This window comes from Pyrinomonas methylaliphatogenes (assembly GCF_000820845.2).
Classification (GTDB): Bacteria; Acidobacteriota; Blastocatellia; order Pyrinomonadales; family Pyrinomonadaceae; genus Pyrinomonas; species Pyrinomonas methylaliphatogenes.
Genome location: NZ_CBXV010000003.1, coordinates 1 through 12385, shown reverse-complemented (window position 1 = coordinate 12385; position 12385 = coordinate 1). Strand labels below are relative to the sequence as shown.

The 12385-nt window shown below is 59.7% G+C and carries 8 protein-coding genes; 7 read left to right on the top strand and 1 reads right to left on the bottom strand.

Going from position 1 to position 12385, the window contains the following annotated elements; genetic code table 11:
• The first annotated feature begins 127 nt into the window (after window positions 1–127).
• From PYK22_RS03605 to htpX, 3 genes are all read left to right on the top strand, one after another.
• The gene (locus PYK22_RS03605; protein WP_041974592.1) at window positions 128–4555 is read left to right on the top strand and encodes an AMP-binding protein; all 4428 of its coding nucleotides are present in this window, start codon (window positions 128–130) and stop codon (window positions 4553–4555) included.
• Between the two features lie 73 nt (window positions 4556–4628).
• A complete protein-coding gene (locus PYK22_RS03600; RefSeq protein WP_060635301.1) occupies window positions 4629–5723 on the top strand; it encodes an NAD-dependent epimerase/dehydratase family protein in 1095 nt (364 codons plus the stop codon).
• A gap of 61 nt (window positions 5724–5784) precedes the next feature.
• The gene (htpX, locus tag PYK22_RS03595; protein WP_041974854.1) at window positions 5785–6672 is read left to right on the top strand and encodes a zinc metalloprotease HtpX; all 888 of its coding nucleotides are present in this window, start codon (window positions 5785–5787) and stop codon (window positions 6670–6672) included.
• Window positions 6673–6864: 192 nt separating this feature from the next.
• Here htpX and PYK22_RS16330 read toward each other — a convergent pair whose 3' ends face one another.
• A complete protein-coding gene (locus tag PYK22_RS16330; protein WP_083437576.1) occupies window positions 6865–7869 on the bottom strand; it encodes a sugar phosphate nucleotidyltransferase in 1005 nt (334 codons plus the stop codon).
• A 335-nt stretch (window positions 7870–8204) separates the two neighbouring features.
• On the opposite strand from PYK22_RS16330, the gene PYK22_RS03585 reads away from it, so the two are divergent.
• The 4 genes from PYK22_RS03585 to PYK22_RS17905 form a co-directional block, all read left to right on the top strand.
• Window positions 8205–9830: an FAD-dependent oxidoreductase gene (locus PYK22_RS03585; protein WP_083437602.1), complete on the top strand. Its 1626-nt coding sequence runs from the start codon at window positions 8205–8207 to the stop codon at window positions 9828–9830.
• Between the two features lie 113 nt (window positions 9831–9943).
• Window positions 9944–10921: a deoxyhypusine synthase family protein gene (locus PYK22_RS03580; protein WP_041974848.1), complete on the top strand. Its 978-nt coding sequence runs from the start codon at window positions 9944–9946 to the stop codon at window positions 10919–10921.
• 42 nt (window positions 10922–10963) lie between these two features.
• The gene (gene rfaD / locus PYK22_RS03575; RefSeq protein WP_041974590.1) at window positions 10964–11965 is read left to right on the top strand and encodes an ADP-glyceromanno-heptose 6-epimerase; all 1002 of its coding nucleotides are present in this window, start codon (window positions 10964–10966) and stop codon (window positions 11963–11965) included.
• A 189-nt stretch (window positions 11966–12154) separates the two neighbouring features.
• Window positions 12155–12385: hypothetical protein (locus tag PYK22_RS17905; RefSeq protein ID WP_041974588.1), on the top strand; the 231-nt coding region annotated here is incomplete at its 3' end.

The window sequence follows — 12385 nt, the reverse complement described above, 5'->3', positions numbered from 1 at the left end:
GTTATCGTTTAAAGGCGTAATCGCAAGTGGCGATCGTTTCGGTGAGAGCCTTGGACACTTGAGCAATATACTTTCACATGATGAATGACGTGCCGACGATCGCTCGTGTCGAGGTTTTAGTGAGACCATGAAACTATCTCCGACGGAAATTTACAACGGACGGCGTATCTTCTTCATCGGCGGAACGGGCTTTCTCGGCAAAGTGACGCTGAGCATGCTGCTCTATCGCTTTCCGAACATCGGGCGCGTGTACGTCACAGTACGAGCCCGGTCGCAAGCCGAATCCGAAGCCCGTTTCTGGAACCACATCCTGCCGTCGCCCCCCTTCGATCCGCTGCGCGAACGATTGGGTGGCGCGCTCGAAGGTTTCATCAACGACAAGGTGCGCATCGTCGGCGGAGACATCGGCGAGCCTAATCTCGGGTTCACGGAAGAAGAGGCGCAAGCGATCGCCGATGACATAGACATCATCATCAACAGCGCTGGCAACGTCACGTTTAATCCGACGCTGGAGAGCGCGCTTCGGACCAACGTCGTCGGCACGCAGAACGTCATCTCTTTCGCCAAACGGATGCGCCGTCCGGCGCTTCTGCACGTTTCGACCTGCTTCGTCGCGGGCAACCGCTCCGGTCCGGTTTGGGAGAGCGATCCCGTGGTCGGCTATTTTCCGCGCCGCGAGGAGATGCCCGACGTTGAGTTTTCGCCCGAGCAAGAGATACGCGACTGCGAACGGCTCGCCGAGCGCGTCCGCGAAGAGGCCAAAGATGCGATGATGCAGGCGCGTTTTCGCGAACTGGCGCGCGAGCGTCTGATCGAAGAGGGGCGCGATCCGGACGATCCGGAAGCCTTGAGCTTGGCCATCGCGCGCGAACGCAAGGTGTGGACGCGCAATCGTTTGACCGAACTCGGCATCGAGCGCGCGCGTTTCTGGGGCTGGCCCAACATTTACACTTACACGAAGAGCTTGGGCGAACAACTCGTCGCCGCCGAGACCGGCATCGTCCGCACCATCGTCCGTCCGAGCATCGTCGAATCTTCGGTCGAATACCCGTTCCCCGGTTGGAACGAAGGCTTCACGACCACTGCGCCGCTCATCTTCATCTCGCTCAAAGGACAGACGCAGATCCCGGTCAAAGAGGATCTCGTGCTCGACATCACGCCCGTCGATTTCGTCGCCAGCGTTATGCTCGCCGCGGCGGCGGAAGCCTGCATAACGGAACCACGCCTCGTCTACCAAGCAGCAACAGGCGACAGCAACCCGAACGAACTTCGGCGCATCGTCGGCCTTCTTGGTCTCTACAAACGCAAACACTTCAAGGAGAAGGAGACCGGCTTCAAGCTCATCAACGAGATCGCCGGACGCATGGAGGCTGTGCCCGTCAGTCCGGCGCGCTTCGACCGCACCTCAACGCCGATGATCAACGAGGCGGCCAAGCGCGTCTCGTCGTTTCTTGATTGGGCACGACCGCGCTGGGGCGGCGGGCGGCTGACCGACATCATCGACCGAGCGAAAGAGCGCGTGGACCACATCGAGCGCGTGACGCGCGAAACGCGCGAAGCCTTCGAGCTGTTCCGCCCCTTCATGGTCGAAAATGCCTACATCTTCCGCGCCGACAACGTGCGCTCCCTTTTCGCGCGCATACGCAAAGACGAACAGAAGCTCTTGCCGTGGTATCCGGAGCGGCTCGATTGGTACGACTACTGGATGAACATCCACTTTCCGGGTCTCAAGAAGTGGGTCTTCCCGAAACTCGAAGAGGATATGCGCGCGCAACCCAAGCGGGTCTATACTTACCGCGACCTCATCGAGCTTTTCGAGACGACGACCAAACGGCACGCGACGCGCGTCGCGATGCGCATCGAGCGCGATGGGCGCGAAGAGCAGTACACATACGCCGATCTACACGAACTGGCGACGCGCGCGGCGGGCTTTTTGGCCGCACATGGCATCCAGCCTGGCGATCGCGTGCTGCTCGTCAGCCAGAACGCGCCCGAGTGGGGCATGAGCTACTTCGGCGTTCTGAAGGCCGGCGCGACGTGCGTGCCCGTCGATCCGCAAAGTTCGACGGATGAGATAGTCAACTTCGCTCGCGCCGCTGAAGCCGCTGGCATCATCATCAGCGAGAAGGTGGACGAAGAGCATCCTGAGCTGCGCACACGATTGCGCGAAGCTGGATTGGAGCGGGCGCAAGTCTGGACCTTCGATGAGGTCTTCGCGCTGCCCGACGAGCGGACGGAAGCCGAAAGGACGTCGCTCCTTCCAGCGCGCGTTCCGGCCAATACGATCGCCTCGCTCATCTTCACTTCGGGCACCACGGGCCGCCCCAAAGGCGTCATGCTCTCGCATCGGAACTTCACGCACATGGTTTCGATGCTCACTTCCATCATCGACATGTCAACGCGCGACGGCGTGCTTTCGGTCCTGCCGCTCCATCACACGTTCGAGTTCTCTGCCGGTTTTCTCGCGCCGCTCAGCCGCGGCGCGCAGATCACATATCTGCCGGAGATGACGGGCGAAGCGCTCGCGCGCGCGATCAAGAACGGTCACGTGACGGGCATGGTCGGCGTGCCGGCGCTCTGGGAGATGCTCCATCGTCGCATCAAGAACCGCCTGCGCGAAGGCGGCGAATGGGTCGAGCGCGCATCCGATCTATTGATCAAGCTGAACGGTTGGTTGCGCAACCGCGCGCCCATCAATCTGGGCCACCTCATCTTCTACCCGATCCATGAAGGCATGGGCGGGCGCATCCGTTACCTGATCAGCGGCGGCGCCGCTTTGAACGAGCGCGTCGCGCGCGATCTACACGGATTGGGCTTCACGATCCTCGAAGGCTACGGTTTGACCGAAGCCGCGCCTGTTCTGACGGTCGTGCGCCCGCAGAATCGTCTACTGGCGGGGAGCGTCGGGCGCCCGCTTCCGGGCGTCGAAGTGCGCATCGCCGATCCCGACGCCAGCGGCGTCGGCGAGATCATCGCGCGCGGGCCCAACGTCATGGTCGGCTACTTCGGCGACGAAGAGGCCACCAGACGCACCATCGTCGATCGCTGGCTGCACACGGGCGACCTCGGGCGCATGGATGCTGATGGCAACCTCTATATCGTCGGGCGCTCCAAAGATGTCATCGTCGATACCAACGGCAAGAACGTCTATCCGGACGAGATCGAAGAGCTGTACGGCAATTCGCCCTACATCAAGGAACTGAGCGTCGTCGGGCTGCCCGATGGTCATGCGGAGAAGGTCGCGTGCGTCGTCGTTCCCAACTACGAGTACGACATCTCGCTCTCGCGCGAAGAGGTGCGCCAAAAGATAGACGATCACTTCCGCGAAGTGTCGGCGGCGCTGCCCTTCTTCAAGCGCGTCAAGGTCCTGCACTTCTGGGACGGAGAGCTGCCGCGCACAGCGACGCGCAAAGTCAAGCGGCGCGAGGTGGTCCAGTTGCTCCAGACGCTCGAAGAGGGCACGCGCGCCTTGGCGAGCGCGCGCAATGGACGCGAAGCCGAAGCAGATTGGCTGATCGAGATCGTCGCGCAGGTGGCGAACAGATCGCGTGCCAACATCACGCTCGACACGCGCCTGAGCGATCTCGGGTTCGACAGCTTGATGTACGTCGAACTAGCGTCGGCGATCGAGCAAGCGGGCGCGCACCTTCGCTCGCCAGACACTTTGACCGAAGTGCGCGATCTTCGCGAGCTGCTGAGCCGCGTCACGCCGCCCGATCAGGTGAAACGTCATGGCCGGCGCGATGAAGACGAGCGAGCGCGCGACGACGAAGAAGAGATTCGCGTGCCAGCGATCGTGCGCGCCATCGGCAACAAGGGGCTGGACCTCGTGCAGCGCGCCTTCTACGAAGTCGTCTTGAACACACGCTACGAGGGGCGCGCCAACATCCCGGTTCACACCAATTTCCTCGTCGCGGCCAACCACACTTCGCATCTCGACATGGGTCTCGTGAAGATGGCGCTCGGCGATGCGGGGCGCGATCTGGTCGCGCTCGCTGCCGCCGATTATTTCTTCGACAACAAGTACAAACGCGCCTACATGGAGAACTTCACCAATCTCGTGCCAATGGAGCGGACCGGGAATCTGCGCAAGTCTCTGCGCTACGCGCGGGCATATCTTGAGCAAGGCTACAACGCGCTCATCTTTCCCGAAGGGACGCGCTCGCTGACGGGTCAGATGAACGAATTCAAGCCTGTCATCGGTTACCTGGCGCTGACCTGTCGCGTCGGCATCCTGCCGGTTTACATCTGGGGCACATATGAAGCCTTTCCGAAAGGCGCGACCATGCTGCGCAGCCGTGATGTTGGCGCGCGCATCGGGCGCTTCTTGCCGATCGAAGAGCTGGAAGAACTTACACAAGGGATGCCGCGCGCCGAAGCCTATCGTTTGATCGCCGCGCTTGTGCGCCATGAGATCGAGAACTTGCGCGACGGGACGCGCCATGCTTTCGATCCGACGGCATTGCGACAGAAGTGGCGGACCGAACGGCGCACGACGCGCGCGACGGAAAGGGAGGCTGAAACGCTCGAACGCCTCGCGGCGAGCGGCGATTGAAGCTCATCTTTGAGACGAAGGGCACGCGATCTCCTCTCGCACATCGTCCGTCATCTTCTCCTGATCGAAAACTATGGGCAATTCCGGGCGAAAAACGGAAACGAAGCAAAAACGCAAGGGCCGGTCTCTTCAAGAGACCAGCAAGAATCCATCGCGACGTCGCCTGCGAAAGATTCTAATAACGGGCGGCACAGGTTTTTTGGGCTCGCATCTGCTGCGCGCGCTCATCTCCTCGGGCGAGCGCAATCTGCGCGTCCTTTCGACGACTGCGCCTGAATGGCTCAGCGATTTCGGCGTGGAAGTGATCCAAGGTTCAATCACGTCGCCTGAAGCGGTGGCGCGGGCCGTCAAAGATGTGAGCGCGATCTATCATCTCGCCGGTCTCGTCTCGCGCGAAGCGGAAGATGCGCACCGCATGTATCAACTACACGTCGATGGCACACGCCTGTTGTGCGATGCCGCGCGTGAAGCTGGAACGCAAGCGATCATCTTAGCCTCGACGAGCGGCACCATCGCGGTGACGGAAGATGGCGATGAGATACCGGACGAAACCTATCCGCCACCGCTCAAGATCATCACGCGCTGGCCTTACTACGCGAGCAAATACTATCAAGAGCGCGTCGCGCTCGAACGATTCGATGGAGATGGGCGCAAACTCGTCATCCTCAATCCGAGCCTGCTGCTCGGCCCGGGCGATGAGCGATTGAGTTCGACGAAGTTCATCTTGGATTTTCTCGCTGGCCGCATCATGACCGTGCCATCCGGCGGTTTGAGCTTCGTTGACGCACGCGACGCGGCCCAAGCGTTCATCAATGCGCTAGAACGCGGCAAACACGGCGAGCGATATCTGCTCGGTGCCGTCAACTGGACTTTTCGTGAGCTCCTCGGAAGATTGGAGAGATTGACCAAAAGAGGTGGCCCGCGCTTTACGCTTCCGTCGAAATTCGCGATCGCGGGCGCGCAAGCCATTCACGCCCTCTATCGCCACTGGAAGCTTAGCCCCCCGCTTGACCCCGTTGCCATCGAGATGGCGGAATATTTCTGGTATGTGAATCCCGGCAAGGCAGAGCGCGAGCTTAGCTTTGCGCCGCGCGATCCGACGGAAACGCTGCACGATACGGTCGAATACGTGCGCGAGCGCTTTCTGGGGAGAGAGAGGTTTGACTAAGACCGACTCTGGCAGCTTGCGCGTCTGTCCGATCATCAAACTATGTGAGGGGAGGAAGATCATGCGAAGCATGAGCGGACTGAAAACGGTCATCCTGCTCGGCGTATTGACGGCGCTGTTCATTTTGATCGGCGGTGCCATCGGCGGCCAATCGGGCATGGTCATCGGCTTCATCTTCGCCATCCTGATGAATTTCGGCAGTTACTGGTTCTCCGATCAGATCGCGTTGCACATGGCCGGTGCGCACGAAGTCTCCGAGCGGGAAGCGCCGGAGCTTCATCGCCTGGTGGCTGAGCTTGCTCGCGAGGCGGGGCTACCCAAACCGCGCGTCGCGATCATCGAAGCCGACGCGCCGAACGCTTTCGCCACGGGGCGCAACCCGCAACATGCCGTCGTCGCCGTCACGACCGGCATCATGCGCATTTTGAATCAGCGCGAACTCGCAGCCGTGATCGCCCACGAACTGGGCCATGTGCGTAATCGAGACATTTTAATCAGCGCCATCGCCGCCACTCTTGCGGGAGCCATCACGCTGATCGCGCAGATGGGCCAGTGGGCGATGATCTTCGGCGGCTACGGGCGAAACGACGAGCGCGACAACGGCACCGCTGGCGTGCTCGGCGCATTGCTGATGCTGATCCTCGCGCCCATCGCGGCGACGCTCATTCAACTGGCGATCTCGCGCTCGCGCGAATTCGGCGCCGATCGCACCGGCGCGGAGATCGTGCGCGATCCGGAAGCGCTCGCCTCGGCGCTCGAAAAGCTCGAGGCTTACTCGCGCCGCATCCCGTTGCCGGTCAATCCGGCGGCATCGCACATGTTCATCGTTCGTCCATTCACCGGCGCGACGCTGCAGAAGCTCTTCAGCACGCACCCGCCGACCGAGGAGCGCATCGCGCGCCTGCGCGCCATGGCTCAGGGCGGAGTGGCGGCGTTCGGAAGAGTGTGAATCTCAAGCCGATAATCCTCAAGCGCAAGAGAGGGTACCGCTTCCGGGCAGCGCGTAGATAGAGCGCGCTGCTCGGTTTGTGATCTAGGGGTCATGTTGATAAAAAGTTCGCCGACGTTAAGCCGGAAGAGATAGAAGAGTTCCGACGAGTCACGTTGATAAGAAGATTAGAGTTCGCTTGTAACGCAAGCGTTATAACCGAACGATAAAGTTCCCGCCATGAAACTCTCCTAGCGTCGCCTTCTGCGGCGGGTTCGCGGCGCGGACCAGATCGGCGCGCACCACCGCCGCGTTCTCGATCTCACATCCAGCGGGCACGCGCACTCCAGCGCCGAGCACCGCGCGCCGCACGCGCGCTCCCCTCTCAACGCGCGCGCCTTCCCACAGAACGGCCTCGCTGACGTCCGCGCCGTCTTCAACGATCGCTCCCGGACACAATCCCACGCTCTTCCCTTCCCGCGCCATCAAGCGAAGGTTGGTCTCAAGATAGCGCTTGATAGTCGAAAGCTCGTGCCACATTCCTTCCGCTATGTGCGCCACTATCCTTTCGCCAGATGCGATCGCTTGCGGGTAAACGTCGGTCGTCGAATGGGAGAAGATGCCTTGCGGGATATAATCGAAGATGCGCGGTTCGAGAATTTGAATCCCCGTAAACATCAATGGCGCCTGAGGAAGATTTCGCCCATCCGTCGCTCCATCTCGCTCGGGCGAAGGGAAACCGCCGAAACCTTTGATCAAGCCATCTTCGACGACGACGACGCTATAACGTTCGCCTTCAACGTTGCGGCGCAAGATGAGCGTCGCGAGCGCGCCCTGCTCGCGATGCGTTCTCAAAGCGGCTTCAAGGTCAATATCGGTCACGATCTTGCCGTTGATGACGACGAAGGTTTCGGCGAAGAAGTCTGCTCCTAGAACCTTGCGCGCGTTATCCAACGCGCCGCTCGTCCCCAAGATCTCCGGTTCTTCGACGTAATGGACGCGCACTCCGAAACGGCTTCCGTCCCCGAGGGCGGCGCGCACCGATTCGGGTCTGTGATGTAGGTTCACCACAACTTCACGGCACGAAAAGCGCGACAGGTATTCGGCGACATAGCCGATCAAGGGGCGTCCCATGATGGGGACGGCAGGTTTAGCGCGATCCGCAGTCAAAGGCCACAGGCGGGTTCCATATCCGGCGGCGAGGATCATTGCGCGCATTGCACTTTTTCCTCCACTCTCCAAAGTCGCTTAAAGCCTACCTCACGCGAGACCAGATTTTGGACCAGCAGCGGAAGCCTTAAGGCAGCGCGAGCCCTGCTTCGAGTAAGCACGCCTGGCGCAGGTGAGGACTCTAGCTTAAACCTTTCTGCCGCGCACGGCCCTTCATTGCCGAATGATGGGTCATGATACCATGACGTTGGTCATACAACTATCTGCTCCAAGATGCTTAGCCGCGCGATCGATCGCCGGCTCCCATCTTGGTTTCGCCAGCAATTGTGCTATTCTTTCGCCTCTTCACCTTCTGCGGACTCTTCCGCGCGGGCGATGATTTGATGAAGGAACTGAGGGCTGACGTTCTGATCGTAGGCGGAAGCTTGGGCGGCTGTGCGGCGGCGCTAGCCGCATCACAAGCTGGGTTCAAAGTGATCCTTACGGAAGAGACCGATTGGCTGGGCGGACAACTGACGAGCCAAGCGGTCCCACCGGATGAGCACGGATGGATAGAGCGCATGGGCTGCACGAGGAGTTACCGCCGTCTCCGCGAAGGCGTGCGCGCCTACTACCGGAAGTTCTATCCGCTAACGCCACAGGCGAAGAGCGATCCGTTCTTCAATCCGGGCACCGGCTGGGTCTCACCATTATGTCATGAGCCCAAAGCCGCGCTCTTCATTCTAGAAGCGCTGTTCGCTCCGTTGACGAGCAGCGGTCGGTTGATCATCCTTCGCGAGCATAAAGCCATCGCGGCTGACACGGCTGGGGATCGGGTGCGCGCCATCAAGCTGCGCGATCTGCGGTCGGGCGCTGAAAAGACCATTTCGGCTCGCTACTTCCTCGACGCAACCGAACTCGGCGATCTTCTGCCACTCACCGGCACCGAATTCGTCACGGGCGCGGAAAGTCGCGCTCAAACAGGCGAACCCAATGCGAAAGATCGACCTGAACCGCGCAACGTCCAAGCTTTCTCCGTCTGCTTTGCGCTCAGTTACCATCCGGGTGAAGATCATACCATTGAAAAGCCAATCAACTATGAATTCTGGCGCGACTATGAACCCAAACTCACCCCCGCTTGGCCGGGCAAGCTCTTCTCTTGGACCATTTCCAACCCGCGCACACTTCAACCGCAAACCTATCACTTCGATCCGGAAGGCGAAACGGGACGCGCTTTCTCCGGCCTGTGGACCTATCGCCGGATTTTGGACCGTAAGAACTTTCAGCGCGGATTCATGCCGAGCGACATCACGCTCATGAACGTTCCGATGCTCGATTATCTCGAAGGCGACATCACATGCGCCGACGAAGAAGAGAGAAGGCGGCATATTGAGCGCGCCAGAGAACAGAGCCTCTCTTTCCTTTATTGGCTGCAGACGGAAGCGCCGCGCCCAACTGGCGGCTACGGTTTCCCCGAACTCAAACTGCGGGCTGATGTGGTGGGTTATACCTCGGATGGGCTGGCAAAGGCGCCCTACATTCGCGAATCGCGCCGCATATGCGCCGAATTTACCGTCTGCGAACAGCACGTCTCAGCCGCATTACGCCCGCGCGATAACCGCGCCGAACAGTTCGAGGATTCCGTCGGCATCGGCTATTACCGCATAGATCTCCATCCGACGTGTGGTGGCGATAACTATTTGGACATCGAAAGTCTACCGTTTCAAATCCCGCTCGGCGCGCTGCTGCCCGTGCGCGTGGAGAACTTGCTTCCAGCCTGCAAGAACATCGGCACGACGCACATCACGAACGGTTGTTATAGGCTTCATCCGGTCGAGTGGAACATCGGCGAGGCTGCCGGCCTGCTGGTTGCTTTCTGTCTCGAGCGCAATCTCGCGCCGCGCGCAGTGCGCGATTTCGGGCCGCGCCTGGCCGATTTCCAAAAGCTCCTCATGCGCTCCGGGATCGAACTCGCTTGGCCGCCGGATATCGATCCAAACGAGGGAGATCCGCATAGACACGCCGTTTGAGTTTTCGGTTTACGATCCTCTCGGCACGCTTGAGTTTAACCGAGATTTTTGAGATAAACGACGGTTTGCGACTCGCACTTAAATCTTTGGGTTTCGAAACCGAGGGAATTGAGATGTCTGACGGACCGATCTCCTCTTTCATTAAACACCATTTCAGACACTTCAATGCCGCCACACTCGTGGACGCAGCCGAGGCTTATCGTCGTCATCTCGAAGCGGGCGGCAAGATGTTTCTCACTTTGGCCGGCGCGATGAGCACGGCGGAACTCGGTTTGAGCTTGGCCGAGATGATCCGCCAAGACAAAGTTCATGCCATCTCGTGCACGGGAGCTAACCTCGAAGAAGATCTCTTCAATCTGGTGGCCCACAATTTCTATGAGCGCGTTCCTAACTGGCGCGATCTGACGCCCGAAGACGAACGCGCGCTGCTCGAACGCCACATGAACCGCGTCACCGATACGTGCATCCCGGAGATGGAAGCCATGCGACGACTCGAAGGCGCGCTGCTCGACGAGTGGACGCGCGCCGATCAAGCGGGCGAGCGCTACTTCCCCCACCAATTCATGTACCGCATCCTGCGTTCGGGCGCGCTCGAAGAGTTCTATCAGATAGATCCGAAAGATTCATGGGTCTATGCGGCGATGGAACGTGAGCTTCCGATCTTCGTCCCAGGCTGGGAAGATTCGACCATGGGCAACATGTACGCCGCCCACTGCATCGCGGGCGACATCAAACAGGTCCATACGGTGCGCACCGGCATCGAGTACATGATCGAGTTGGCCGACTGGTACACGCGCGCTTCAGCCGAAGCGCCCATCGGATTCTTTCAGATCGGCGGCGGCATCGCCGGCGATTTCCCGATCTGCGTCGTCCCGATGCTCCACCAAGACCTACGCCGCGAGAACGTCCCCGTCTGGGCCTACTTCTGCCAGATCTCAGATTCGACGACGAGCTATGGTTCGTATTCAGGCGCCGTCCCGAACGAGAAGATCACGTGGGGCAAGCTGGCGGTCGATACGCCTAAGTTCGTCATCGAGTCGGACGCGACCATCGTCGCGCCGCTCATCTTCGCCTACGTCCTTGGCTGGTGATAGGCTCGCAGTCGGGGCGTAATCCCTTCAGGGGATCGTCAAATGGTTTCGTCGCACCGTTTCATCGTCACGGGCGGAGCTGGGTTCATCGGCAGCGCGCTCGTCTGGAAGCTCAACCGGATGGGCGAGACCGACATCCTCATCGTTGATCGGTTGGACCAGTCGGACAAGTGGAAGAACCTCGCGCCGCTTAAGTTCCAAGACTATTTGGACGCCGACGACTTCCTGCAACGTGTGGAGCGAGCGCCGCAGAGCTTCAGCGCGACGCGCTTCCTGCTTCACATGGGCGCTTGCTCTTCGACCACCGAGCGCGATGCGCGCTACATGATGCGCAACAACTACGAGTTCACCAAAGAACTGGCCCATTGGGCGGTGGCCCACGGCGTCCGTTTCATCTACGCTTCGTCGGCGGCGACCTACGGCGACGGCTCAGCCGGAATGGAAGATGGCACAGAGAATTTGGAGAGGCTCCGCCCGCTCAACATCTACGGCTACTCGAAACACCTCTTCGATCTCCATGCGCATCGTTGCGGTCTATTTGCGCGCATCGTCGGGCTGAAGTATTTCAACGTCTTCGGTCCGAACGAAAATCACAAGGGCGAGATGCGCAGCCTCGTCAACAAAGCCTTCACGCAAGCGCGCGAGACGGGCACGATCAAACTCTTCAAGAGCCACCACCCAGACTACCGCGACGGTGAATTCGGGCGCGATTTTCTCTACGTCAAGGACGCCGCCGAGATGACGCTCCACTTCATCGAAAATCCGGCCAGCGGATTGTTCAACATCGGATCGGGCCACATGCATACATGGCGCGAGCTGGCCGAGGCGGTCTTTGCGGCGCTCGAGATGGAACCGCGCATCGAATACGTCGAGATGCCCGCTGAAATACGGGACCGTTACCAGTACCACACGCAGGCCGATATCACCCGCCTTCGTCAGACCGGCTATACGAAACCCATCACGCCGCTCAAAGAGGCGGTCGCCGACTACATACGCAACTATCTCATCCCAGGCAAATTCCTCGGCGACGAAAGAGATCAATGACGGCGCATCCTAAAGCGCCCTTGCCCCTTGAACGCAATCTCGCAATGTACGCTTTAAAAGTTTAAAAGTACGGATCAGGATAAAGAATAACACACCGGTCCGAAAACATCTAACGGAGGGCTTGACTTCGATTCTTTTTTTTTAAACTCCGGCACGGTCAGATCTTTATGCTTGGGGGGATGAAAGGCAATGCTGTGGAAACGTGGATCGATCGCGCTTCTTACAATCGTGTTGGCCATCGCTCTAGCGAATATTTCGGCGCTTGCGCTCTGTACCACCGTAGTCGCCGACGAATACACATGCTATCCCGTTAGCGAAGATGCCTGTTATTGTTACTATGATTGCTATTGCAAAGTGAGCGTGACTGAATGCAACGCGGCGCTGGATAGAGATGGGTTTGAAGATGTCGGGCAGGCCTAT